General features: G+C 57.2%; 22 protein-coding genes and 1 tRNA gene. 7 read left to right on the top strand and 16 right to left on the bottom strand.

Going from position 1 to position 23,374, the window contains the following annotated elements; all coding sequences use genetic code 11:
* The first annotated feature begins 18 nt into the window (after positions 1-18).
* From O3S85_RS08170 to O3S85_RS08160, 3 genes are all read left to right on the top strand, one after another.
* Entirely contained in the window at positions 19-1,041 is a 1,023-nt protein-coding gene (locus O3S85_RS08170) for an MlaD family protein (protein WP_269539468.1), read from the top strand.
* 274 nt (positions 1,042-1,315) lie between these two features.
* Positions 1,316-2,050: a 16S rRNA (uracil(1498)-N(3))-methyltransferase gene (locus tag O3S85_RS08165; protein WP_269539467.1), complete on the top strand. Its 735-nt coding sequence runs from the start codon at positions 1,316-1,318 to the stop codon at positions 2,048-2,050.
* Between the two features lie 88 nt (positions 2,051-2,138).
* Complete coding sequence (locus tag O3S85_RS08160) at positions 2,139-3,080, top strand: tellurite resistance TerB family protein (protein WP_269539466.1); 942 nt, start codon at positions 2,139-2,141, stop codon at positions 3,078-3,080.
* Between the two features lie 68 nt (positions 3,081-3,148).
* On the opposite strand, the gene O3S85_RS08155 is transcribed toward O3S85_RS08160, so the two are convergent.
* The 4 genes from O3S85_RS08155 to O3S85_RS08140 form a co-directional block, all read right to left on the bottom strand.
* Complete coding sequence (locus O3S85_RS08155; protein ID WP_269539465.1) at positions 3,149-5,335, bottom strand: NHL repeat-containing protein; 2,187 nt, start codon at positions 5,333-5,335, stop codon at positions 3,149-3,151.
* Positions 5,336-5,345: 10 nt separating this feature from the next.
* Complete coding sequence (locus O3S85_RS08150) at positions 5,346-7,112, bottom strand: SpoIVB peptidase S55 domain-containing protein (RefSeq protein WP_269539464.1); 1,767 nt, start codon at positions 7,110-7,112, stop codon at positions 5,346-5,348.
* A 241-nt stretch (positions 7,113-7,353) separates the two neighbouring features.
* Positions 7,354-8,121 (bottom strand): M14 family metallopeptidase, encoded by a 768-nt coding sequence (locus O3S85_RS08145; RefSeq protein ID WP_269539463.1) that lies wholly within the window; start codon positions 8,119-8,121, stop codon positions 7,354-7,356.
* A gap of 57 nt (positions 8,122-8,178) precedes the next feature.
* On the bottom strand, positions 8,179-8,763 hold the full coding sequence (locus tag O3S85_RS08140; RefSeq protein ID WP_269539462.1) for a hypothetical protein: 585 nt from the start codon (positions 8,761-8,763) through the stop codon (positions 8,179-8,181).
* Between the two features lie 101 nt (positions 8,764-8,864).
* On the opposite strand from O3S85_RS08140, the gene O3S85_RS08135 reads away from it, so the two are divergent.
* Entirely contained in the window at positions 8,865-11,216 is a 2,352-nt protein-coding gene (locus tag O3S85_RS08135; protein WP_269539461.1) for an ATP-binding protein, read from the top strand.
* Here the strand turns inward: O3S85_RS08135 and O3S85_RS08130 are convergent, their stop codons facing one another.
* The 4 genes from O3S85_RS08130 to O3S85_RS08115 all read right to left on the bottom strand — a co-directional run bounded on the left by O3S85_RS08130 (position 11,217) and on the right by O3S85_RS08115 (position 14,630).
* Positions 11,217-11,564: a hypothetical protein gene (locus O3S85_RS08130; RefSeq protein WP_269539460.1), complete on the bottom strand. Its 348-nt coding sequence runs from the start codon at positions 11,562-11,564 to the stop codon at positions 11,217-11,219.
* Positions 11,565-11,637: 73 nt separating this feature from the next.
* Positions 11,638-12,444 (bottom strand): TlpA disulfide reductase family protein, encoded by an 807-nt coding sequence (locus O3S85_RS08125; RefSeq protein WP_269539459.1) that lies wholly within the window; start codon positions 12,442-12,444, stop codon positions 11,638-11,640.
* A gap of 136 nt (positions 12,445-12,580) precedes the next feature.
* Complete coding sequence (locus O3S85_RS08120) at positions 12,581-13,954, bottom strand: hypothetical protein (RefSeq protein ID WP_269539458.1); 1,374 nt, start codon at positions 13,952-13,954, stop codon at positions 12,581-12,583.
* 19 nt (positions 13,955-13,973) lie between these two features.
* A complete protein-coding gene (locus O3S85_RS08115; RefSeq protein WP_269539457.1) occupies positions 13,974-14,630 on the bottom strand; it encodes a PspA/IM30 family protein in 657 nt (218 codons plus the stop codon).
* 601 nt (positions 14,631-15,231) lie between these two features.
* On the opposite strand from O3S85_RS08115, the gene O3S85_RS08110 reads away from it, so the two are divergent.
* Positions 15,232-15,316, top strand: a tRNA-Leu gene (locus tag O3S85_RS08110).
* Between the two features lie 321 nt (positions 15,317-15,637).
* Here the strand turns inward: O3S85_RS08110 and mnhG are convergent.
* Genes mnhG through O3S85_RS08070 form a run of 8 tightly spaced genes read right to left on the bottom strand, consistent with a single transcriptional unit; the run spans position 15,638 to position 22,101 of the window.
* Positions 15,638-15,988, bottom strand: coding sequence for a monovalent cation/H(+) antiporter subunit G (mnhG, locus tag O3S85_RS08105; RefSeq protein WP_269540178.1), 351 nt, complete (start codon positions 15,986-15,988; stop codon positions 15,638-15,640).
* On the bottom strand, positions 15,988-16,278 hold the full coding sequence (locus O3S85_RS08100; RefSeq protein WP_269539456.1) for a monovalent cation/H+ antiporter complex subunit F: 291 nt from the start codon (positions 16,276-16,278) through the stop codon (positions 15,988-15,990). Before O3S85_RS08100 ends, mnhG begins: the two co-directional genes overlap by 1 nt.
* Entirely contained in the window at positions 16,268-16,600 is a 333-nt protein-coding gene (locus O3S85_RS08095; protein ID WP_269539455.1) for a Na+/H+ antiporter subunit E, read from the bottom strand. The genes O3S85_RS08100 and O3S85_RS08095 overlap by 11 nt, the downstream gene beginning before the upstream one ends.
* Positions 16,587-18,098, bottom strand: coding sequence for a Na+/H+ antiporter subunit D (locus O3S85_RS08090; protein WP_269539454.1), 1,512 nt, complete (start codon positions 18,096-18,098; stop codon positions 16,587-16,589). The genes O3S85_RS08095 and O3S85_RS08090 overlap by 14 nt, the downstream gene beginning before the upstream one ends.
* Positions 18,095-18,448: a Na+/H+ antiporter subunit C gene (locus tag O3S85_RS08085; protein WP_269539453.1), complete on the bottom strand. Its 354-nt coding sequence runs from the start codon at positions 18,446-18,448 to the stop codon at positions 18,095-18,097. The genes O3S85_RS08090 and O3S85_RS08085 overlap by 4 nt, the downstream gene beginning before the upstream one ends.
* Complete coding sequence (locus tag O3S85_RS08080; RefSeq protein WP_269539452.1) at positions 18,448-18,879, bottom strand: MnhB domain-containing protein; 432 nt, start codon at positions 18,877-18,879, stop codon at positions 18,448-18,450. The genes O3S85_RS08085 and O3S85_RS08080 overlap by 1 nt, the downstream gene beginning before the upstream one ends.
* Positions 18,876-21,191: a hydrogen gas-evolving membrane-bound hydrogenase subunit E gene (mbhE, locus tag O3S85_RS08075; protein ID WP_269539451.1), complete on the bottom strand. Its 2,316-nt coding sequence runs from the start codon at positions 21,189-21,191 to the stop codon at positions 18,876-18,878. Before mbhE ends, O3S85_RS08080 begins: the two co-directional genes overlap by 4 nt.
* Positions 21,192-21,195: 4 nt before the next feature.
* Positions 21,196-22,101 carry a universal stress protein gene (locus tag O3S85_RS08070; RefSeq protein WP_269539450.1) on the bottom strand — a complete coding sequence of 302 codons (906 nt, stop codon included), beginning with the start codon at positions 22,099-22,101 and terminating at the stop codon, positions 21,196-21,198.
* Positions 22,102-22,199: 98 nt separating this feature from the next.
* Here O3S85_RS08070 and O3S85_RS08065 point away from each other — a divergent pair, with 98 nt between their 5' ends.
* Positions 22,200-22,484, top strand: a complete 285-nt coding sequence (locus O3S85_RS08065) for a helix-turn-helix transcriptional regulator (protein WP_269539449.1) — start codon at positions 22,200-22,202, stop codon at positions 22,482-22,484.
* A 23-nt stretch (positions 22,485-22,507) separates the two neighbouring features.
* Positions 22,508-23,353, top strand: coding sequence for an ion transporter (locus tag O3S85_RS08060; protein WP_269539448.1), 846 nt, complete (start codon positions 22,508-22,510; stop codon positions 23,351-23,353).
* Positions 23,354-23,374: the final 21 nt, after the last annotated feature.

Below are 23,374 nucleotides of genomic sequence, written 5' to 3'. Positions count from 1 at the left end.
GTTTAAATTCGCCGAAATATGAATACCGCTAGTCAATCTATTCGCGTAGGTTTGTTCTTCGTTTTGGGGGTCGCCCTGATCTGGATTGCGTATGAAACCTTGTCCGGCGCGCGCCTTGAGCGGGCTAGTGGATACCGGCTCGACGCGTCTTTTGAAAACATCCAACAGCTCAAAGCCAGTGACGAAGTCCGCATGGCGGGCGTCCGTATTGGTAATGTTGCCGAGACTCGGCTCGACGGCACGCAGGCCGTCGCCGTGCTCCTGATCGATGACAACATCCGCATCCCTGCCGACTCCGAGGCGACGATTACCACCGCCGGCCTGCTCGGCACGAACTACGTGGCCATCGTCCCGGGCACCTCGCTGGAGATGCTTGCCGCGAACCAGCCGATTGCGACCTTTAAGACACCGGGCTTTAACGACGTGGTGGCCGAGGTCGGCCAGCTCGGCGAGCGGCTCGACCAGGTATTTGCCAAAGTGGAAAGCTCACTCGACGGCCTGGGCGGCCTGACCGGTGGTGGCTCCGGCGACGAGGAAGGCGAGGGCGACTTGTTCTCCAACCTCAACCAGATCGTCATCGAAAACCGCGAGACGATTAAAAGCACGCTGGCGAACTTCGACCAGATCAGCGCGGATATCGCCAGCGGCAAGGGCACCATTGGTAAGTTGATCCAGGACCCCGCCGCCTACGAGAAAATCATGTCGACCGCGGACGACATCAAAATCGCCGCCAACAACGCCTCCGCGCTCATGACCGAGGCCCAGTCCATCATGGACGAGGTCAAGCAGGGCAAGGGCGCGCTCGGCACAATCATTTACGACCAGCAAACGGGCGAGGATATCAAGGTGACCATCGCTAACGTGAAGGATTTCTCCAGCAAGCTGAACTCTCAGGAGAGCTCGCTGGGCCGCTTCCTGAACGACGACGATCTCTACGTCCAGGCCCAGGATACGCTGAGTAAGGTCAACGGTGCCGTGAGCCGATTTGACGACAGCGGCCCAATTACCGCCGTGGGCATCCTCGCAAGCGCACTTTTTTAAGAAACGCAAGCGGCTGAATATCAACGCGATAAGGAATTATCAGAAAAAAGCTGAATTTTTCTTCGATTTTTTTGAACGAATTCCGCCCAGGGGTCGTCTTACTTCATGTAAGCTAACACCAGTTAGTTCAGCGTTAGTTTCAGTCTAGTTTGTAGTTTGCATTTAGGTTAGAGAAAGGCCGTCCCAAGGGGCGGTCTTTTTCTTTGCCCGGATTTCGAGCGTGCCGTCTGTGAAGCGGACTTTACACGCGGCGGGCGAAGGCTAGATTCATCGCGTGGCTGGATTTCGCAGTTTTTTCCCGCAGGGAGCCCTGAGCGCCGGGCAGACGGCCAAGCTCGACGTCGCCGAGAGCCGGCACCTGACCAAGGCTCTGCGCGCCCGACCGGGGGACGCGGTGACGCTGTTCGACGGCCGGGGGACCGCCTGGGATTGCGTCCTCACGGAGACCGGTCGCGACGCCGTGGTTCGCGTGGAAACAGAGCTCGCGCCCGCCAAGCCTGCCGCCCAGCTGACGCTCGCGGTGGGACTGCTCAAAGGCAAGGCGTTGGATGCCGTCATCAAGTGTGCGGTCGAGCTTGGCGCGGCAGGCATTGTCCCTTTGTTCACCCGACACAGCGAGGTGCGGCTCGACGCCGACCGGGCGGAGTCCAAAGCCGCCCACTGGCGCACGACCGCGATCGAAGCTGCCAAGCAAAGTGGAAATTTGGCCGCCTTTTCAGTCGCTACACCCGTTACCCTGGAGGATTGGCTGAAGGGCGATTTGAGTAACGCCACCAAGCTCGTGGCCAGCCTGGAGCCCGGCGCGGTGCCTATCCTGGCCGCCGTGCGCGAGCCGTCGCGACCAATCCTTGTGCTGATCGGGCCCGAAGGCGATTTCTCCGCCGAAGAGTATGCGCGCATCCGGGCTACGGGCTTTACGCCGGTTGACTTAGGGCCTCATGTGCTTAGGGCGGAGACGGCATGCACGTATGTCGCATCGGCCTTGCAGGCCCATTTGCACGCGATATAAAATGCCGCTATTCGGTAATGAAGGTTTACAACTAGGCGCCATACTGATAATCACCCTGTTAATAACGAAACCATCTGTAGCCGCCCATATGGACTCTCCCGACTCACCTGAATTCTCGCTCGCACTGGCAAAGATGCTGATTTCCGCCGCATGGGTGGATGGTGAAATCCAACCCGCCGAGCGTGATTACCTCAAGGATTTCGTTTTCAGCCTGCCTCACATGGATGAATCGACCTGGAGTAGTCTGCAAACTTACTTTGAAAGTCCTGTCGACGATGCCGAGCGCGTGTTTTTGCTGCAGGAGCTGCGCCGCCTGTTGACCCGCGATACGCAGCTGCACCTCGTGACCAAGTCGGTGCGTCAGGTGTTTCTTGCCGACGGCCGCGTGCTGCCCGAGGAGGTTAAGGCTGCGCGCCAGATCACCCGAATTCTGCAAGGTACGGAGGAAGATTCCGATGCGGAAATGAGCAACGTGATCAAGGCTCATCTTGCCCGGTTGAAGTCTAACTACAGCGCTTCGCCATTTGGTAAATTAGCGGAAGAAAAAGCCGCCGGTTTCCCGGAATCCGTCAGCGTATTTTTCGCGAATCGCGGGCTCGAAATTGAAGTGTCGGACATGGATCGTGACCGGATTTGCCTGATCGGCTGTCTTCTGGCGGTCGTGGCGAATGCCGACGGGTCGCTGGACCCATCGGAAAAGCAAGTCGCGCGTGAGTACATGCTGCGCCGCTGGAAGTTTAGCGCTGACGTGGCTAACTACATTTGCGCGATCATGGAGTCTGACCCCGCGCGTGATCTGGACTTGGCCATCATCGTGCGCCGTCTTTACGAGGCCACTAGTGAGGCCGACCGCAGCTTGATGCTCAAGACGCTGCTCGCGATCTCCGCTGCCGATGGCCGCATTCTCAAGGAAGAGATCGACGAGTGCTACCGCATCGCACGGCTGCTCAAGGTGCCAGCAGGCGAGATCGAGGAGGCGATGATGCACATCCCGCGCCGCCGCGAGGTTAACCAGCCCGAAGAAAATTAATCTATCGCCGTGTGATCCGACGGCTCAGGCCGTCGAGGCCGGGCAGGAGCACGCGCATTAGCTAGCCCCTACTCCACCGTAAACACTGCCTTGGCGAGGCCGCGGTTGTTGTTTTCGTCGAGGGCTTCGAAGACGATGCTGTGGGTGCCGGGCTTGAGGTCGGGCAGGGTGAGGCGGAAGACTTCGTCGTTGGAGTCGAAAAGGAGGTCCGTCGGAATGGCTTCGGTGACGGGTTGGCCGTCGAGGCGGTAGCTGGCCTCCACGATGTTGCCCCACTCATCGTTGGCGACGAAGACGAGCACGGTTGCGCCGTCGTCGTCCTTGGTCTGATTGTGCAAGGTGACGGTCGGGCTGGTGTTGTCGATCAGGAAAGGCTGGCTGACCATCGAGCCGCTGCGCACTTCGCCGGGTAGGTTGCTGGGGGCGTCGTTGGCGGTGATTTTAAAGCTATAGTAGCCGTCGGCATAGCCACGCGTGGTCGTGGAAAATGCGGCGTCGGCCTGGCCCTCGGCGAGTGTGATCCAGTCGCTCTCGCCGTCCTGCTGGATCTGCACGGTGTAGCGCAGCTCGTCGCCGTTGGGGTCGAAGGCTTTCCAGGCCACGGAAACATGGCCGGTTTCGTCGGATACGAGCACCTTCTGGTTGTCGGGCTTGGGCTTGTTGAGCGCAGCCGTGGTCTTCGAGGCGTAGGCGAGCTCCTTGGGGTTGAGCGTGGTGGGCGAGGAATTTTCCGCCGTGAAAATGCTCAGGCCGATCGGCATGACATTGATCACACCCACGAGCGGAGCGAGGTTTCGCGTGCCGTAGTAGGCGGTGAGGCCGCGCAGGGTCGCGTCGTCGGCAAACTTGACTTGATACTGCAGGTAACGTGCGGATGGGCTGGCGACGGCACCTTCGTCGAGCTCGGTCCATGGGCTCCAGGTGTCGTCGGGCTCGGCAGCGTTGCCCGTGCGAGTTTCGATGGTGAGGCCCGCGGACTGGCCGGGTGCGCCGAGGGTGCGCAGGCGGCCCCAACGGGCCACGGCACCGGCGTCAATCGGATCCGCGGTGAAGATGGAATCGCCGGACTTATCGGTGAGCCGGTAAACGGCGGACGGGTTGCTCGTGAAGACGAAGGTTTCCTTGTCTGCGCCGACGTCGGTTAAAATCACGGAGACCTCGCCGCCGCGCTGGGCCTCGTTGAGCATGCGCCAGTCGTCGGCGTTGGTCACCGAGTAGAGGCGGCCGTCGATATCCGAGCCGACGAGGAATGCGCCATCGTCCGCGCGGGTCGTAAACTGCATGTTCGCGCCGCCCGGGGACCACACCGGCGAGACAAAGCCCTCGGCGTCGAGCTTGAGCAGGAAGCTCGGCGCACCGGCGGCGGCGGGTTTATCTTCCTTGTCCTTGCTGCTGTCGCCGTTGTCGGCGTCGCTGTCGCCAGAGTTCATCTGAAACTTGGCCAGGAGCGTGGCGAGATTCTGCGGTGGTTTGTCGCTGCCGCCACCCTTGTGCCAGGTGGTGAAATAGATGTCCTCGCCGTCGACCATGATGTTGGCGATTTCGTCCGTGCCCGCGCTGTAGAGCACCTCGCCAGTTTCCTCACCGGTGATGCGGTAGAGGTAGGCATTGGGCCCGGCACCGGCAATCAGCGCGCCGTTGTCGTCCCACGCCATGCGGGTCAGGTGGGTGCGGTCGCTTTTAAAATACGGCTCGGTCTCGGCGTTGAGCTGGTGGTCGGGCGCGAGTTTATAAATGCGGGCCTGAGCGCCGGTGGCGACGTAGAGATTGCCATCGGCGTCAAACGTCATGTCCCAAATGTAGAGCTCCTCCGGGTCGAAGAAAACCTCCGGGCGGCCACCGGGTGCAATGCGATATACCGCGCCATCGGGCGAGGTGCCGACGAACAGGTTGCCCTCGGCGTCGAGCGCGAGTGCGCGCGTCATGATGGTGTCGGGCTTAAAGACGATTTCGGCCTTGGGCTCCTCGACGTTGGGGTCGAGCGAGTAAACCACGCCTTCGGTGCCGGTGCCGAGGTAGAGCTTGCCATCGGGGCCTGCGACGGCGGTCCAGATATTGGTGTCGTCGAGCACGGCGACTTCCTCCAGCGTCGGGCTGGCGGAGAGGCCGCCGAGGTTGTCGAGGGAGACGTTTTCCAGCTTGCCGCCAAAGAAGTCCGCGTAGGAATTTTGCGTCAGCGATTCGGTGCGGACGGCGTGTAGCGGCAGAGCGGTCAGGGTGGACAGCGCGGCAAGGGTGAGGCGCGATTGGATCATGGTTGGCAAATTAATTTTCGACGGGCAGGCGGATGCGATAGGAGCCGGAGAACACGCCCGGCGTGGCAAAAGAGGTTTCCCAAACGGTGACTTCGTGGGTGCTCGCAATGGGCTCAATCGTGCGGCTGGAGCTCATAAGCGAGCGCGCCGATGGCGGCAGGTCTTCGAGGTTTTGGCCGTTGGCGCGGAAGCCGCGGGCGGGGCGGAGCAGCTTCACGTAAACGCGCTGGTTGTCGCGGCGGGTGCGGAAGTAGTCGAGGATTTCGCCAAAGCTGGATACGCTGGGCGAGTAGCCGTCGTCGATGCGGTCGGCCGCAGAAGCATCGCCCACGAACAGCGTCAGCGTATCGCCGGCGGCATTGGTCGGCACGGGTGCTTTAATGACCTCGCGTGATTGCTCGTCGCGGTAGCTGCGCAGGCGGATGGCGAGCTCGACCTCGTTGCCCGGCTCGGCGTTGCCACTGAGGATCTGCAGGCGGTCCATGGTGGTCGACTCACGGGGCGAGGTCAGCGTGACATCGAAGCGCAGTGACTTGAGGTTCGTCGGCTCAAAGGGGTTTTGCGCGAGCATGCCGAGGAGGTCCCAGACTTCGAAGATCGAGCCGAGAATGTTACCCGATGAGCTGCGCGACCACACCAGCGGATCGTAGCCCTCGTAGTCGGCCGTGACGGTGAGCGCGTAGGTAAGGTCGTCCGCGGTTTCGAGGGTGGAGGTCACTGCGCTGTAAACGCCGAGCACCGCAATGAAGGGCGACATCTGATCGTTCTGAAAAAGGTTACCCGTGTAGGTATGCGTCTCACCGGAGGGGTCGGTGAGGTGCACGGAGTAATCGGTGAGCTGTGGTGGCAGGCCGATCTCGCCGGCAATGGCGGTCAGGCGGTCCTGGTAAATCGTGCCCACGACGGGCCCGGCATTGGCCAGCTTAAACGAGCGCGGAACGGCGCGCACGATGGTCATGATCTCGGCCGGAGCGACAGGGATATTCGTCGGGCCGCCCAAGAGGAACGGGTGACCAAAAGCCAGGAAGTCGTCTCCCTCGCGCCAGGTGCAGGTGCCGGTTGCGACCATGGAAAAATCGCCATCGAGCAGGACGCCCGCCACGGGAGCGCCAGCCGAAATGTCGTCTGCCGTGAGGTTATCCGCCACGCCGCCGGGGGCGCTCATCAGGTCGAGGTTCATGGCCTTGGCATAGGCGCGAAAGGGCTCCAGCGATTGCGCAGAAATGCCAGACATGGTGAGTGGCGTCGGCGCGGGCTTGAGATCGGTTAGGATGTCGCCACTGGAAGTGTGCGCGGTTTGGATTTCATTGCCCGTGGCAAATTGCTGCGTGGGGCGGGGCAGGTCTTCGATACGGATCGCGCCGCTGGCCGGGGCGGCGGCGCTGCCATTGGCGGTCTTGGTATCGGGGCGACCTTTTTCAAAAACGGCGAGCATGTTATCGATCGGGGTAATGCCGATGATGGCCTGCTCTTTGGGCCAGAGGTAGCCGTAGGCGTAGGCACCGATCAGCTTGCCATCGATGTAGCAGGGGCTGCCACTCATACCGCCGACAGGGCCGCTGAGCACCTGCGAGGCGTCGAGGGCTTCGGCGATGATGACGGGCTCATTGGGCCCGGCGAAATTCTGGGAAATGCCGAGGATGTTGAGGTTGAACTCGACGATCTCGTTACCCTGCACGACGGTGCGCCAAGTGGCCTTCATGCCGGGCTTGATCTCCGACAGCGGCATGGTGGGCGTGCTCGGCGCGGGCGTCTTGCTCCAGGCAATCGATGCCATGGAAAGGAGGATTAACAGGGGGAAAATGCCGACGCGTTTCATTCGTGCTTGGAACTTAATGGATTAAAACGACAGCGCAACCGTAAGTCAGTTCCGGGTAACATATTATGAGCGGAGGCATTTATGGTAGGGACGCACCTCCGGGGCGTCCGTCACGTTATGTTGGCTAAACTTGCTGAAACGCGGACGCCCCGGAGGTGCGTCCCTACCCATTTATCATGAAAAATTTGGAGCGGGAATTTCAGCGGAGGAACACGGCGCGATGCTCGCGGAGGAAATTCGCCAACGCGTGAGCGGCGGACAAATGGGCGGCGATGCGTTGCGGAAGCTCCAGCGAGGACGGCGTTTCGAGCGTGTAGCCATGGTAGGCACCATGCTGATCCTCGAAGTAGTAAGGCTCCGGCCAGTCGTCGCGCGGGGGCAGTGGGTAGGGGCGGGCAATGACGCCGCCTTCCGCCTCGAAGTCATCGATGAGCGTGGCTTGCTCGATGGGTAAATGCTCCGCCATGGCGGCGAGGAGGGTGTCAGTCGCGTTGGGAATATCGTCCCGACGCAGCGCATAAAGATACGCACCTTGGGCTTCCCAGTCTTCGTGCAAATGCAGGTAGGCGTGGCAGGGCGGCAGCTCGCGCAGGACTGCAAGGTGCCCGGAAACTTCAGCCGAGACGGGGTTGAGGTAATCGCGGTTCAGGTCGATGTCGTGCGCATTTTCCCGTGAGCCACGCGCCATGCCTGCCGGATTGAGCAGGGGGAACAGAAAGACCTCGATGCCCACAAATTGATCGGTGTGGCGGAGCAGCTCGCGCGCGGCATAGCTGCTGGCAGGCTCGTCCCCATGGATACCGGCCGAGATGTAAAGCCGTAGCGGCTGGGCCTCGGCGGCGGGCAGGTGAAACCATGGGCGCGGAAATCCGTCCACTGCATTGAGCGCATGGGTGCGCCAGCCGTGTTGCGGGGCTAGCTGGGCGGTGTCTTCCGCGAACTGGCGGCTATCGAAAACTGGCGACATAACCGAGCTTAACGCGGAACGCCTGCTTGTCATCCCTGGTGGGCATTTTTGCGCGGCTTACTTGTGCGGGGGTGACATGGTCTTAGGCGCGGATTTCGTCTCGGGCGTGGTGACGGCTGGTGTTTCGAGCAGCTTCATGCCGTCGGCGTTCAGTTGCTTGAAGCGCTGCTCCCAGTCCTTGGCTTTGGCGGTGATGTCAGCGTTCGTCGTCTCTTGTTGGATCGCGTAGCAGAGGTCGGAGCAGTAGCCGAGTGCCTTGAGCTGTGCGATGACCAGCGACAGGCGCAGGCTGACGTCTTCGCTGAAAAGCAGCTCGCCAGTCGTGCGCTTGGTGGCGCGTTCGCGGGCCTCAAGCTCAGCCTTGGGTAAGCCGAGAATCTTGAGGCTCTGGATATGGCCGCTCTTTTTCCAGGCATCGAGCTGTTGGGTGACTTCCGTATTAAACTTGGCAATCTGCTCTACCCACGCCGTGATGTCCGGCCCGGGATCTTTGATCCAGAGTAGCTTGTCGACGTTTTGCTGCTGGCTGGTGACGCTGTAAAGCAGCCCGTAGGCATCGTCGGTCGCATGGTTATTTGGCTGTGGCGCACATCCCACGAGAGCGACGAGTGCAAGAAAGGAAAGGATTCGAAAAAGAGCCATCTGTGATAAGCTATAGGCAGAAATCATGGTGACGCCAGCGGAAATCTCTCCGATCACAATACTCGACATTTTGTGGGAAACTGGCTTTACTGATTGCTCGAATGACTGAGGGGGAATCCATTCGTTTTAAACGCCTCACGCGTCTGATCTCTGAAAATTTTGGCGCGTTCTTTGCCGTGATTGCGTTGGATGGCAAAATCTTGCACTTCGACCTTAGCAAGGCGGCCATTCTCGGGCTGCAAGCGGACAAGCTGATCGGCTATCCGGTTTACGATCAAATTTTACCCGGCATTCATCGGGAGATGTGGCCGCTGTCGTGTGAAGTCGATTGCGACTGTTTTCCACTGGTCGTGGAGTATACCAAAGTGGACAAAACAGTGCTATGGGATGCCGAAATTGACTTGGTGGAAGGCAATGTAATCCTGCTGGGCAATGTGGTCGAAGATGCCAGCAATCAAAGCAAGAGCTATGATTTGCTCGCTGAACGAGTCCGCCGCCACGACCGGCTGATGGGCAATTTGCCGGGCATGGTTTACCGCTGTCGTTTGGATCGGGACTGGACGATGGAATACGTCAGTGAAGGCGTGGTGGCATTGACCGGTTACTCTCGCGAGGAACTACAGTCCGGAGAAATCTCCTGGGGCGAGGATTTGATCATCGCCGAAGATCGCGATTATACTTGGAACACCGTTCTGGAAGCACTGAGCAAACAAGAAGCGTTTGTCCTTTATTACCGAATAAAGACCAAGAGTGGGGCGATTCGCACGATATGGGAGCGCGGAGTGGGCATTTTTGATGCTGAGGGAAAAGTGACCGCACTTGAGGGCTTTATCGCTAATGCGACACCTTTGGTGGAGGCGCAGTCCGAGCTGCGGATCACGAACACCAAGTTGAACAACATTCTGAATGCCGCGACCGAAACCGTGGTCATCATGACGGATACCGACGGCGTCATCACCACATTCAACCGTGGTGCCGAGAAGCTGCTGCATCACCGCGCGGAGGAAATGGTGGGCAAGGAGACGCCGATCGCCATTCACGAGCCGGCAGAGGTAATTACTTGCGCGGAGGAGCTAACCGCCGAGTTGGGTGAACCCGTTTCGGGCTTCGAGACTTTTGTGGCTTATGCGCGTCGGGGGTTGCCGGATCGACGGGTGTGGACATTTGTCCGCAAGGACGGCTCGAAGTTTAAGGTCGATCTGATCGTCACCGCCGTGCGCAATGACGATGGCGAGATCATCGGCTTTCTCTGGGTGGCGGAAGACATTACCAACCAGCTCCAAGTGCAGGACGACTTACGCTTGGCCAAGGAGCGTGCCGAGGCGTCCAACCGCGCCAAAGATGAATTTCTCGCCGTGATCAGTCACGAGATGCGCACGCCGCTCAATCCAATACTGGGCTTTTCCAATATGCTTTTGCAGGACTGCGAAGACGAGGAAGCCCGGGAAGGCCTGGAGATCATCGAGCGCTCCGCCTACAAGCTGCTTCACCAGATCGAGGACATCCTGAACTTCATCGGCATCGACAAGCAAAAGACAAAGGTGGAGCTAAAGCCGACGCAGGTTTGGACCTATAGCCATAACGTGGTCCGCGATCTGGAAAGTATGTCCAATGGTAATGAATTCAGTGTCGTCAATGGCTGCGATTCGCTGGCACCGGCGATAGATAAATCGCTCACTGTGCTGCTCGATAGCGAGCTGACCAGCCAGATATTGAGCAACCTCATCACCAATGCATTCAAGTTTACTTTGCGTGGCAAAGTATGCCTGCACGTCGGGTGGCGCGATGAGGATGGCGGCGTGTTACGTTATGAGGTGAGTGACACTGGTATTGGTATTCCCCGCGACAAGCACGATACGATTTTCCAACCGTTCACTCAGGTCGAATCGAACTACACACGACGCTATGAGGGCGTGGGGCTTGGCCTGGCCATTTGCTCCAAGCTCATCGAAGTGCTCAATGGCAGGATGGCTTTCCAAAGCGAGATCGGCGTAGGCTCGACCTTTTGGTTTGAGCTGCCTGCCGTTCGCGTGGATGGCACCAATGGGGAAGCAACCGCCGAAGAAATGAACGCCCAGCTCTTCTCGAAGTTTCGCGTGCTGGTGGTGGAGGACAACCTCGACAACCGCAAACTCATCGTGGGCTTCCTGCAAAAAATCGGCGCGGATGTCATGACTGCACCCGATGGGCCGACTGCAGTGGAGCGCTGCCGCCAATATGATTTCCACGTCGTGCTAATGGATATCAGCATGCCCGAGATGGACGGCTTTGAAACGACGCAGCAAATCTTCGCGGGCTGCTCCACTGAGCCAAAAGTAATTGCCGTTACCGCGCATGCTTCGGAGGACGTTAAGCAGAAATGCGCAGCCATGGGCATGGTCGATTTTTTGCCCAAGCCAGTTACGCTGGAGTCGTTGCGGACAGTACTGGAATCGCACTGGAGCCTGCGCTGATTACTTCGCTTTGAAACTGAATGCGAGCTCGGCGACTTCCGGGCCGCGGCTCAGGCGGTTGGCCGGGATCTCCACTTCGATAATGATGCGCGGCTGGTCGGACTTGGCGCCCCGGTAGATTTCCGCACCGAGCCAGGGGCTGCGGGCCTTGGTGAAGGCGAACCCGCGGCTCTCCAGTTCTTGCCCGAGTTTTGAGGGGTCACCCCCCAGTGGCAGGCGAATCATCAAGTGGCCATTTTCGCCTTTGTCATCGGCAAACTGGCATTGCACCTCGGGGTGATGCTTCTGCACGATCACGAGCAGTTTGGCGGCTTTCTCCAGGCGATGGCGTAAATTGCGTGGTTTCATACTTGGTCAACACAGGCGATTGCTGAGGGAGCAGTCTCGCCTGAGATGGGGGTCTTGTCGAGCATGTATCCGGTTAGTTTGCTGGTCCAAGATGTTCGGCCAGAACGTATTGCAGCTCATTCGCAGTGATGTGCGGGCGGCGGATCACGCCGACTTGGTCGATCAGCACATTGGTGGGCAGCGCGGTAACGCCCCACTCGGTAATGGTTTCGCGCTCTTCATCCATGCGCATGGGCCAGCTGACGCCGATGGCTTCTTCAATCGAATTTACGCGTCGGCGGCTGGTGTCCATCGCCACGCCAATCAGCTCAAAGCCGCGGTCCTTATATTTGTGGTGCAGGTAGGCGAGACCCTTCAATTCCTCAATCGATTGCGGCACGCTGGACGACCAGAAATGCACGACGACTAACTTGCCGCGATAGTCTTTAATCGAGATGAAGTCAGATTGGCCCTGTGGGCGCGCCTTGATCTCCGGAGCCATGGAGCCGATGTTCAGCTTTTGCAAACCCGGGTGCCCGGAGTCGGCGGCGGGTGCGGCTTGCTGTGCCTGTTTCTGTGTTGGCGGAACGGTTTGCACCTTGGGCCCCGGGGTTGGTGCGGGAGTCGCTGTCTTGGTGGTTCGCGGTGAGCTGCGGGTGTCCCCATCGGGAAACTGCTGCTTGAGGTAGGCTTGGTCCTCGGCGGAAAAAGCGTCCAGCGAGTAGAGTGATTTGCCGCCACCGTCTTTGGCAAAGACGATCATGCCGTTTTTAAACGTGACCACCTTGCCATCGATTGATGCGCCGTCACTCATGGTGAACGTGCGCCCTTGGGCGATTGCAGCGAAGAGTAGCGTGAAGATGGTCAGCCAAATGCGGGGACGGCTTAGTGGCGATTTCATGCTAGTGCACAATATGACTGCGAGGATAAATGACAACCACGGATTCCCCTCATCTTTGTCACAAAGAAAAACCGGGAGGGCCATTGCGGACCTCCCGGCTTGTAGCGGCTTCACGGAAGCCTGGGTGGACTGACTCCTATTTCCACTGTGAAACTTTGTGATGCAAAGTTCGGATCGACTGCCAGCCTTGGCGCCCGTAGCGCTCCAGGTAGGACGAGCAGAGAATGACGAGCACGCCCGTGCCCGCGAGTGACAGCCATATCCAGTCGCTTTGGTAGAGATCGGCGGCGTAGCGCAGGTGGTAGACCAGGCCAACGCCCAGACCGCCAAGGCCGATGCGGAAGATCCAGCGCTCCTTCATCGCGTAGCCGCTCAGGATCACGGATAGCGACGTGCCCACCATGAGTAACGACGAGTAGGCGGACTCAAAGAACATGAGTTGAATCAACGCGCCACCAACGGCGACCAGTGCGGCGGTGCGCCGTACGGCATGACCGCCGCGGGTCATCTTCGTCGACATCAAGGCCGCGATCATGGTTAACGGAATTAGCGTTACGGGAACAAACCACTGGTCGCCGTGCAGTCCGGTGGCATTGATCGCCGTTGCCCAGGCTACGGCGGCCGGTGCCAGCGAGATCAGGCGCGAGGCGTTGGCGCATGCGCTGTTTTTAAGCACGCGCGGCAGGCCGGTGTAGAAGACGAGTGTTAGCGTCGTAAATAACAGGCTGATTAGCAACTCGGAGTCGTTGCCATGGAGCATCAAGTTGCGGCCAATTTGTAAGCCGAACGGCGCAAAGAGCAGCGTGCGCATGGCAACGCCGTCCCAGGTTTTCATCGAACTTTGTGATGCAAAGTAACGGCGGTCGGCCCAGATCAAACCGGCCAGCTGCGCAAACCCAAGCATGGCGACGAGGTTGGGATCGCGCGTTGTTAGCAGGAGCAGGCTGTTGCCGATGATGTAGAGCAACGTCAGTTTCTTCGCCTGCTTACGCGCCATCGCGGCAAAGCCCAGATACGTGAGCGGGATCAGTAGCAAAAGCGCACCGGCAAACGTTGGCCACATTAGCGGCCCCGGATCGGTAAAGGCAAAGGCCTCGCGGAACCCGTTAAAGGATTCCTGGCCGATTTGCTTGGCGTAGAGCATGGCGCCGAGTTGCGCGAAGTTTGCCGGCAGTAGCGCGGCCCCGAGGGCAAAAAATGTTCGCGCGCCTTTGTCGTCCTTCCACCGGGAAATACAGAACCAACCGCAGCCGCTGAGCAGCACCGTGAGCCCGAGGAATTGCAGGTAGCGGAAGACCTCGTCGGTCTGCATCCAGTCTTTGACGAGGAAGGCTAGCGCCGAGGCCAGCAGGGTGGTCGCGCCCAGCCAACGAAGCAGCTTGGGCAAGGGCGGCCACTGCCATTCCCGGGCCGGGCCAGCCGCTGGCTTGGCTGGGGTGTCTTCAGTAGCTTGTGGCGGAAGTGGGGGCGGAGACATGGGCGTGTCGTGGAGCGAGGAGTCAGTGTTCATGGCTTACGTGGGTTGAAGGTTATTGGGCTGCGGGCGGCTGCTGTTTTGCCAGCATGGCATCTAACTCGGCGTCCAGCTCGGCGTTGTTCTCCGACTCGGTGAATTCATCGGTGAAGGCGTCCGCGTCGAGATCGGCTCGGATTTCGGTTTCGACCAGCTTGCCCTCCCAGCGCTCAAAGACATCCTCGATGTCATCAAGTAGTGCGACTTCGCCCGGCGTGGTGAGGGCGGCGGCTTCAGCGCGCTGCTCCCGGGCGGCGAGAGTGTGCTGTCGGCGTTGGAGTTCGCGGACGCGTTCTTCGACGCGGCGCAAATCGCTGGTTAGTTGTTTTTCCAGGCGTCCATGTTCGGCGGCTTCCCGCTCCAGTCGCGCTTGTTCCTCTTGTGCTGCAGTGCGTCGGCGCAGGCATTCGCGTGCTCGTTCGCGGTCGGTTTCGATGCACTTCGCGGCGCGTTCTTCCCAGAGTTTTGCATCGGTGGATAGCTGCTCGGCACGCTGCCGCAGGGACTCGCCATCGCGGCGCACGCGGTTAAGTTTCACCCGGGCTTTCGCCGCGTGTTCGCGGGCTTCGATCACGGCAGCGTTGACCACGGCTTCGTGATTTTCCACCCGGTCGAGCACGTTCTCGAAATGACTGCTCAGGCTAATGCGATATCGTTTGAACCATTTTTTCATCGTGTATTCCTTGTGTTGAAGATTGGCCCAACCTTCATCGCATCCCGTGCCAACTGTGGTTTTTGTATGCTCGAATTTTTTGTAAGGTGTTGTTATTCAAATGAATAAGTTTTTAATCGAGTCGGACCATCTCGTCTTCACTAACTGGCGAAAAACGCATGCTATGACCGCCGTTGTGCATTCTATGTCAATGGGTCCTCGGAAAACTCTCTCCTCAAAAGGCAATTGCCAGGCATCGCCTGGTATATTCATGATGCGGCTTCGATGCTCCCCCTTTACTCGGTTTTGTTCGCGCTATCCGGCTTTGCGTTTTTAAGCGCGGAAATCATTCAGATTCGTGAAATGGGTCTGCGGAACGGATAGACTCCGACCTCGGCGGCTGGAGTCTGGTCGACATTTTTTATCCTAGGCGCAAAGCTTGAGGCGGCTGGCAACGAATCGCATCGCCGCCGCCCGTCGATACGGCAATGCGGAGCTAGGTATGGCAGTGAGCCTGGTGATCATCCACGCGTTGCGACCGACCAAAAAAGGGTTAATTTTCTTGAAAACGAGCGCTTGACACCAGCATAGCAACCCTGTTTGCTTTCGCGCTTCTGTCCTTGCTCAGGTGGTGGAATTGGCAGACACGCTGTCTTCAGGTGGCAGTGCCTTCGGGCGTGCGGGTTCGACTCCCGCCCTGAGCACCATTTTGGTTGTTGGTAGACGGTTTACAATGGCTTCAGAATTCTATTCTGTGCGGGCGGAATTTCTACCCTGCATGGGGTGCCAGTGCGAGATTAGAACTGTAAGATCCAGCTATTGCGGGGCTTGAAGTTGATTCAGCAATTTTTGCTCTGAAGATACGCAGTTATTGTAAAGTTTTGCGTTTAGTGAACCAGGCTACTCGGGCGACCTGTTTTTGCGTTTCTTGAGCTTTATATTGGTCATATGCGGAGTGCTTTTGTGCCAGTTGATGGGTCGTTAGCCGACTTACTTGGAAGTTGAATTCTTCACTGGAGCTCGGATCTCTATTTGTTTTGAGCGTCTTTTGCAGAACGGGAAATTTGTTTGGGCTGCTCATATGCATCCGCGCGGCGCCACCAGTTAACTTTGCGTTGCAAAGCAACTCGTCCCACCATGTGTGCGGCGACCGGTGCGGTGAGATAGAAGAAACCAATAATCATAAGCGCTTGGATGAACACGCGTAGCTCAGGCATGGTGATGACTATCCCAATCAACATGAGACTTAGACCGAATGCACCTGCTTTGGTCGCCGCATGGGTGCGGCAATACAGGTCTGGCATTCGCACCACACCAAGTGCTGCGATGAACGCAAAGGCTGCTCCAACTAGCAGAAACATGCTGGCGATAATGGTCATCACGATGCGTCCTCCTGCGTTTCCAAGTAGCGAGCTAGCGCGACTGTAGCGATGAAGCTAATCACCGCGATCGCCGCTGCGGCGTTGAGGTAAGAAACAAAGCCACTAGTCAAAACAAGCGTGACTAGCTGCGCCATGATGAGCGCAGCAAACAGATCAAGCGCGACAATGCGATCCATCACCGTGGGTCCCCGTGCAATGCGCCAAAGAGTCAAGAGCATGGCACCTCCTACGGTTGTTTGCGCGAAGACAATTACCCAAAGAGGAATGACGGGCAGTTCAGAATACATGAACAATCCTTTCCTTCAACGTGCTTTCCATTTCGCGGACTACCGCCTCTGGTGAGTCCACATACATGGCGTGGATGAGCAGCTTTTGGCGGTCGGGCGACACATCTAAGCTTAGCGTGCCTGGTGTCATTGTAATCAGATTTGTGTAGGCTAAAAGTTGCCGCTCGCTCAGGTCGCCAACAAATAGCTCTACCTTCGCCGGTTTCATTCGATGCGAGGGGGTGAGCACGTCCATGGCTACGGATAGGTTGCTCTTGATGACTTCTCGCAAGTACACCAACACAAACTCTGCAATGCAAAGTAACTTTTTAATTTGGGCCATAGTGGGTGGTTGTTTGCGGTTTAAGGACCTCGTCGATATAGGCCTGCGGATCGAGGAGCTGAGCACTGGCAGATTCAGCTAATGCAAACAGCGGCTGACTCCACAGACCGATGATTACCGTCATGACGGCAAGGGCGACACATGGTGTAACTAGACTCCATCCTGCTTGACCAAGGTTTTCCGGCTTATTGCCTTGCGGAGCGTCTTTCCAGAACGCTTCGGCCCAGATCTTCGTCATGGAGTAAAGCGTCAGCACGCCGACTAGTAACGCAACCGTCACCAGCACGTATAGTTCGGCGTCCAAGCCAGCTTTAATCACGCTGAACTTCGCCCAGAAACCGGATAACGGCGGAATACCTCCCAAGGAGAATGCAGGGATGAAAAATAGCAGCGATAGCCCTGGTGCCCAGCGATAGAGGCCGCCAATTTCTTTTAGATTTGCGGTTCCGCAACGCCGTATGATGACGCCTCCGAGTAAGAATAAATTCGTCTTCACGATGATGTGGTGCAGCGTGTAGAAAATGGCTCCTGTCAGCGCCAGCGCACTGCCGATTGCCAGGCCCATCACCATGTAGCCAATCTGGCTGATGATGTGGAATGAAAGAATTTTTCTAATTTCGTATTGCGCGGCCGCCCCGAGAACCCCGGTAACCATCGTTGCTCCGGCCAAGAAGATGAGCATCCCCTGGACTACTTCAAATTGGCTGTGAAAGAGCAACGTGTAAGAGCGGATCAGTGCATAGACGCCAACCTTGGTCAGTAGACCGGCGAAGAGCGCCGAAATCGCCACACGTGGCGTGTGATAGCTCGCGGGTAGCCAGAAGAAGAAGGGAAACAACGCCGCCTTCACTCCGAAGGCTGCCAGCAGGAACATCGCGCTGGAGTTTATTAGAAACGCGTCATTTGAGCCCGCCAGTCTTGCCGCAATGTCAGCCATGTTCAGCGTGCCGAGTTTGCCATAAAGCAACCCGACGCCGCAGAGGAACAGTATTGAGCTAACCAGATTGATGATCAGGTATTTGACACCGCCTTCCAGCTCGGCGCGACTACCGCCCAAGGTTATTAAGACAAACGAAGCCAGCAGCATCACCTCGAACCAAACGTAGAGGTTAAATAAGTCGCCCGTAATGAAGGCCCCGTTTACGCCAGTTATCAGCAAGTGAAACAGAGCGTAGTAATGAGAGTGGATCAGGCGTTCTTCGATATCACGCAGGGAGTATATAACGACTGCCAAGGCAACGATGCCGGTGATCAATACCATCGATGCGCTGAACAGATCAGCGATCAAAGTAATCCCAAATGGCGAGGGCCAGCCGCCGGATTGAAACGTGACAAAGCCATTGTCCCAAACTTCCGTAAAGAGCTTGGTCGATGCAGCTAAAAGCGCGCCGGCACCGACGACTGCAATGCCGCGATTCCAGACCGTCCGCTGGCTGGTCAAGAGGCACAACAGCGCGCTCAGCGCAGGAATGATAATGCATGCCAAAAGCCAAATCATGATATACGGTCCGTTTCGTTAAATGCGTTGACGTCATCACTGCCGACGGCCCGATAAGCCTTGAGCAGCAGAGAAATGGCAAAGACTACCAGGCCAAAGCCGATGACGATTGCTGTTAGCACAAGTGCTTGGGGCAATGGATCGGCATAGCCAGCGGGCGGAAGCTCGGTCTCGCTGAGCGCAAAGGCTGGTCGATCAGGAGTGAGGCCTCCAGCGGCGAAGACCAATAGGTTTGCAGCTTGGCTCAACAGAATGATGCCGATGATCAGCTTCATGAGGCTGCGGCGCAGGAGGCAGAAAATACCCGCCGCGAAAAGCGCTCCGATCAGTATGGAAATGAGTAGGTCCATCAGGCGTCCTCCTCCTCTTCGGTGGCGAGCGCATGTGCGCACTTGAGTGTGAACCCGATCACTACGAGATACACACCGATATCGAAAAGCAGCGGTGTGCCGAGCTTCACCTTACCAAGCAAAGGCAACTCAAAGAATGGCAACCAAACTCCCTGCATGAAGGCACCACCATATGCCATGCCAAAGAATCCACTGGCTCCGGCCATTGCGAGTCCGATGGCCATGAGCGTCATTGGCTGGAGAGGCAGACGACTCTCTGTCTTGTCCCAACCTTGGGCGATTGCCATCAGCAGCACCGATGAGGCCGCAATCAGCCCGCCGATAAAACCGCCACCCGGTAAGTTGTGTCCGCGGTAGAGCACGATGAAAGATAAAACCAAGAGCAACGGGCTGATGTAACGACTGGCGATAATTAGCAGGGTCGATGTCATGACTTTGCCTTTGTTTTGGGGGACGTCTTGGTGTTTTTCCGTAGGAGGGCCCAGACACCGATTGCCGCGATCGCGAGCACGATTATTTCACCAAAGGTGTCCAATGCCCGGAAATCCACCAGGATCACATTCACCACGTTGGCACCATGCGCCTCCGGATAACTCCATTCAGCCAGCTTTTCCGAGATGTTGGGTGCGAGTTGCAGCGCCTTGGACTTTAGGATCAGTAGCGTGACCAGGGCACCCGCGGCGATGCTGACAATGGCGTCGAACAACACTGTCCGCGTCTGCGAAAGTTTCTTCATGTTGGGCAGCTTGTAGACGACCCAGGCGAATAGCGCCACGGTCAGCGTTTCGACTAATATTTGTGTAATCGCCAGGTCCGGTGCGCTGTAGACTGCAAAGATCAACGCCACGCCGTAACCAATCACGCCGAGAGCGATGAGGGCGGTTAGACGTTTTTGCGCTGTAATGGCCAAGGCGATGGCTATTAGCATGATGATCGCGACGACAAAAGCTGGCCATGAAAAGGCGTCTACCCCGTCCCCCAGCGAGTAGCTTTCGAAACGCCAGAGTTTGAATCCGATCAAGCCAACCGTACTGCCGATGATGGTGAGCAGGTAGTTTCTCAGGTAACCTGATTGCAGAAATTTCGTTTGCCAGTTGGCCAAGCCGACCATACCGCGTAGCGCCAAGTCGTAGACTTTATCTGCGGAGGGCACCTTCAGCTTCGAGGTGATGGCCAGCGCTTTCATGTGGTAACGAAGCACAATGAAACCTGCGACTACGGTGAGCACGCTCAGCAGGAGTGCGACATTGACCCCTGTCCAAAGTTTGACCTCGGCGGACGCCGCATCAGGGGCCATGACCGACATGGCGGAGGCCATAATTGGATTTAGTAGAAAGGGGGCTAGTCCCAGGATGATGCTCAGTCCGGCTAAAATAATTGGACCGATGCGCATGCTCCAGGGGGCTTCGTGGGGATGCTTCGGCAGTGCGTGGAGATCGGCCTTGCGCCAGAACGGCAGCACGCCAGCTTTCAAGGCGAGCGCGAGCAGCATTGCGTTTCCCGCAATGAGCACCGTTGTCACCAGCCAGCCCCATTCGCCATAAGTCGATGCCTTGTAAGTGTATTCCTTGCCGATGAATCCGAAGAGTGGCGGCAGTCCCATTTTAGAAATGGCTGCCAAGAGAGCGGCACCCGCAGTCCAGGGCATGAGCACCCGCAATCCACCAAGGATGCGCGCGTCTCGTGTGCCGGTTTCGTGGTCAATGGATCCCGCAACCATAAACAGCGTTGCCTTGTAAAGTGCATGACCAAGCAGGAACAACAGCGCCGCGAGAGCCGCCTTTTCAGTCCCCAACCCAAGCAGGCATGTTAAGAGACCGAGCACGGCGAGCGTGGTGCCCGCGAGCATCTTTTTGAGGTCATGCTGTTGGAGTCCGAAGTAGCCGCCAAGCAGGAGCGTAAATCCTCCGGCAATGCTCAGGGTGAGTTCCCACATCTGCGTGCCTCCGAGTATGGGCAACATAAGGGCGAGCAGAAACACACCGGCCTTAACCATCGTCGCCGAGTGCAGATAGGCACTCACCGGTGTGGGTGCCGCCATCGCATTGGGCAGCCAGAAATGAAATGGAAACTGTGCGGATTTCGTGAAAGCGCCCAGGATGACCAGTGAGAAAATTGCCGGATAGTGCGCATGCTCGCGAATCACGTCACCAGTGGTCAGCAGCTCTGACAAATGCCATGTGCCGGCAGCGTTTGCCATCAAGATAAAACCAGCGAGCAGCGCCATGCCGCCGAGGCCGGTAACCAGCAATGCCTGTAGTGCATTACGACGCGCCAGAGGATCCGCATGATTAAAGCCAATCAGCAAGTAGCTCGTAATGCTGGTCAACTCCCAGAATACAAAGAAGAGTAACAGATGGTCGGATAACGCCAGGCCAACCATGGCCAACATGAACGCGTAGAGGTATGCGTAGAGTCGGCTCGCAAGCGGGTAGCCATGCATATATCCGCTGGCGTAAAGCATGATCAGCGCGCCAATGCCCGTAACCAACAGCGCAAGCAACAGCCCGACGCCATTCAGTTGCAACGAGAAATCGAGCCCAAGCGCAGGGACCCAATCCATGCGGAAGCTCGGTGCGTTACCCGCAAGTAGCTCACCGGCAAGCGGGCCGACCAGTAGGCCGAATGCTATGACCGCAGGTAACATCAACCATAGACCCCGCACCGGCTTGGGCAGTTGATTGGCCAGAAGAGACCATGGCACTGCTAGTAGCAGAACCGCGATGGTGATGGGCAGGAGCATCTCGCTATTCGGCTAGTAGTGCTTCCAGAAGCTGCATACCTGAGCCCTTTGCCTTGGCGGCAATTACTGGCACGGGCGACAGCCGCAGCATGTCCTCGGCATTACTTCCAAGAAGTAAAGCGGTCACGGTGTCTTTGCCGCGACACCCAACCACAATGAGATCACAGTTTAACTCCTGCGCTTCATAGCATACGGCGTGCGGAGCAACCAGGTTGCAGGCTTCCTGGCAATTGACCGTGATTCCTTTCGTGTCCAAGGTGTCCACGAATTCACGGTGTTGCTGCGCTGCATATTCCTGGGTTGTGCGCAAAAGCTCTTCCTGAGGAATCGTAACGCGGTGAGCTGAGCGACCAACATCATAGACGTGTAGACTCTCGATTGACGATAACCCTTCTGCTTGGGCAAATGCGGTCGCGATATCCATTGCGTGCGCGCAATGTTTCGAAAAATCTACTGAGACAAGGATGTTCCGCAGTTGGCAGGGCCAGTCTTTGGGGATTACCATGACGGAGCAAGGGGCTTTGCGAGCAAGGCGGATAGCCAAATCATGCCCGAAATTTTCCCGCGAGACGATGACCAGATCTGCCTCGGTTTCGACGACGACTTCTAGAACGGCAAGGGCTTGGCTGGAGCGATCGATGGCGCGATAGCCCACATGAGTATTCTCTGGGCCGGTCCAACTCTCTTCCACGAGAGTTTTCATTTCGTTGATGGCTTGCTCGCCCAAGGGGGCGGCGAGCCAGGGGTACTTCTCTTTGGCCTTCTCTGGAATATCTCCAATGTCCATGGGGTGGACGAAAATGACTTGTTCCGACCCCGCCAATTGAGCGACCTTCCCAGCCCACTGCACGATGAGTTCGCTGCCAGAAGTTAACGATAAGGGTATCACGATTCTTTTGTAGCGTTTCATAATTCACGAAATATATTTCGCAATTTGGCTTGCGCAAGTTTTTTAGCGAATTATTTTTCGTGAATTGAAAAGCGCCTAAAATTCAACAAGGTAGCAGCATGAATTCAGAAACCAATTGGACATTTTTTTCGAATCACACCCATGTCTTGGTCTGTTTAGCACGTAACTCGCAGCAGTCGCTGCGAGAGGTAGCCATCCAGGTTGGTATTACCGAACGGGCAGTTCAAAGAATTGTTTCCGACTTGGAGCAGAGCGGTTATCTCAAGCGAGAAAAATGCGGACGTCGTAATACCTACGTTATCCATCCTGAAATTGCGCTGAGGCATCCACTCGAGTCCCACCGCACGATTGGCGATCTACTCGAAGTCGTGGCGACTGAGTAACGCTGCTCCATTATTTAACGACAATGAGTGAAGATGATTTAGTGCGTCTGCGGCAGCAGCCCGATATCTCAGTGACGCGTTTGCGCTTGGCGCAGTGGGTCGAATCCAAGCCTATTCAGGTATTGATAATTGCTGTTATTCTGATCAATGCCGCTGTCCTTGGCTTGGAGACGAGCGCCGATCTGAGGTCTCAATATGGCGGGACTCTAAAAATAATCGATAAGCTCTGCCTGCTGGTCTTCGCCGTCGAATTGGGAATAAAGCTCTTCGCCTACCGGCGACACTTCTGGCGCAGTGGGTGGAACGTCTTTGATTTTGCAGTCGTGGCGATTGCTTTGGTGCCAAATGTAGGGCCTTGGTCTATTTTGCGGTCGCTGCGCATCTTGCGTGTGCTGCGCCTTATGACTATGGTCCCGCAATTGCGAAAAGTCGTAGCAGCTTTTTTGCATGCGATCCCGGGACTGTCTGGCGTTATTCTGGTCATGGCGATATTCTTCTATGTAACCGCCGTGCTCGCGACCACACTGTTTGGCACCGCCTTTCCAGACTGGTTTGGATCATTGGGTAAGAGCCTTTACTCGCTCTTTCAGATCATGACTCTGGAAAGCTGGTCCATGGGAATTGTGCGTCCGGTGATGGAGGTTTATCCGTGGGCATGGGCATTCTTTGTCCCGTTCATCGTCATCGCGACCTTCACCATTTTGAATTTATTCATCGGCATCATCGTATCGACGATGCAGGAGCTGTCGACACTGCCAGACTTATCTTCAAAGGATGCTGAGCTATTAAGTTCAGTCACTCGGATTGAAGACGAATTGGTAAAACTCAAAGATCGCCTAAAGCAGCTGCAAACGAATGCTAAGAACTAGAGCATTCAGGAGAAGTGGTGT

Origin of the sequence: Cerasicoccus sp. TK19100 (assembly GCF_027257155.1) — a bacterium.
Taxonomy (GTDB): domain Bacteria; phylum Verrucomicrobiota; class Verrucomicrobiia; order Opitutales; family Cerasicoccaceae; genus Cerasicoccus; species Cerasicoccus fimbriatus.
Note: the sequence above shows the minus strand (reverse complement) of the source record. Positions and strands in the feature narration are given on the sequence as shown.

Coding starts and splice junctions, on each gene's coding strand:
- O3S85_RS08170 (WP_269539468.1), top strand. CDS start 19: ATGAATACCGCTAGTCAATCTATTCGCGTAGGTTTGTTCTTCGTTTTG.
- O3S85_RS08160 (WP_269539466.1), top strand. CDS start 2,139: ATGGACTCTCCCGACTCACCTGAATTCTCGCTCGCACTGGCAAAGATG.
- O3S85_RS08155 (WP_269539465.1), bottom strand. CDS start 5,335: ATGATCCAATCGCGCCTCACCCTTGCCGCGCTGTCCACCCTGACCGCT.
- O3S85_RS08150 (WP_269539464.1), bottom strand. CDS start 7,112: ATGGCATCGATTGCCTGGAGCAAGACGCCCGCGCCGAGCACGCCCACC.
- O3S85_RS08145 (WP_269539463.1), bottom strand. CDS start 8,121: ATGTCGCCAGTTTTCGATAGCCGCCAGTTCGCGGAAGACACCGCCCAG.
- O3S85_RS08140 (WP_269539462.1), bottom strand. CDS start 8,763: ATGGCTCTTTTTCGAATCCTTTCCTTTCTTGCACTCGTCGCTCTCGTG.
- O3S85_RS08135 (WP_269539461.1), top strand. CDS start 8,865: ATGACTGAGGGGGAATCCATTCGTTTTAAACGCCTCACGCGTCTGATC.
- O3S85_RS08130 (WP_269539460.1), bottom strand. CDS start 11,564: ATGAAACCACGCAATTTACGCCATCGCCTGGAGAAAGCCGCCAAACTG.
- O3S85_RS08125 (WP_269539459.1), bottom strand. CDS start 12,444: ATGAAATCGCCACTAAGCCGTCCCCGCATTTGGCTGACCATCTTCACG.
- O3S85_RS08120 (WP_269539458.1), bottom strand. CDS start 13,954: ATGAACACTGACTCCTCGCTCCACGACACGCCCATGTCTCCGCCCCCA.
- O3S85_RS08115 (WP_269539457.1), bottom strand. CDS start 14,630: ATGAAAAAATGGTTCAAACGATATCGCATTAGCCTGAGCAGTCATTTC.
- mnhG (WP_269540178.1), bottom strand. CDS start 15,988: ATGACCATTATCGCCAGCATGTTTCTGCTAGTTGGAGCAGCCTTTGCG.
- O3S85_RS08100 (WP_269539456.1), bottom strand. CDS start 16,278: ATGTATTCTGAACTGCCCGTCATTCCTCTTTGGGTAATTGTCTTCGCG.
- O3S85_RS08095 (WP_269539455.1), bottom strand. CDS start 16,600: ATGGCCCAAATTAAAAAGTTACTTTGCATTGCAGAGTTTGTGTTGGTG.
- O3S85_RS08090 (WP_269539454.1), bottom strand. CDS start 18,098: ATGATTTGGCTTTTGGCATGCATTATCATTCCTGCGCTGAGCGCGCTG.
- O3S85_RS08085 (WP_269539453.1), bottom strand. CDS start 18,448: ATGGACCTACTCATTTCCATACTGATCGGAGCGCTTTTCGCGGCGGGT.
- O3S85_RS08080 (WP_269539452.1), bottom strand. CDS start 18,879: ATGACATCGACCCTGCTAATTATCGCCAGTCGTTACATCAGCCCGTTG.
- mbhE (WP_269539451.1), bottom strand. CDS start 21,191: ATGCTCCTGCCCATCACCATCGCGGTTCTGCTACTAGCAGTGCCATGG.
- O3S85_RS08070 (WP_269539450.1), bottom strand. CDS start 22,101: ATGAAACGCTACAAAAGAATCGTGATACCCTTATCGTTAACTTCTGGC.
- O3S85_RS08065 (WP_269539449.1), top strand. CDS start 22,200: ATGAATTCAGAAACCAATTGGACATTTTTTTCGAATCACACCCATGTC.
- O3S85_RS08060 (WP_269539448.1), top strand. CDS start 22,508: ATGAGTGAAGATGATTTAGTGCGTCTGCGGCAGCAGCCCGATATCTCA.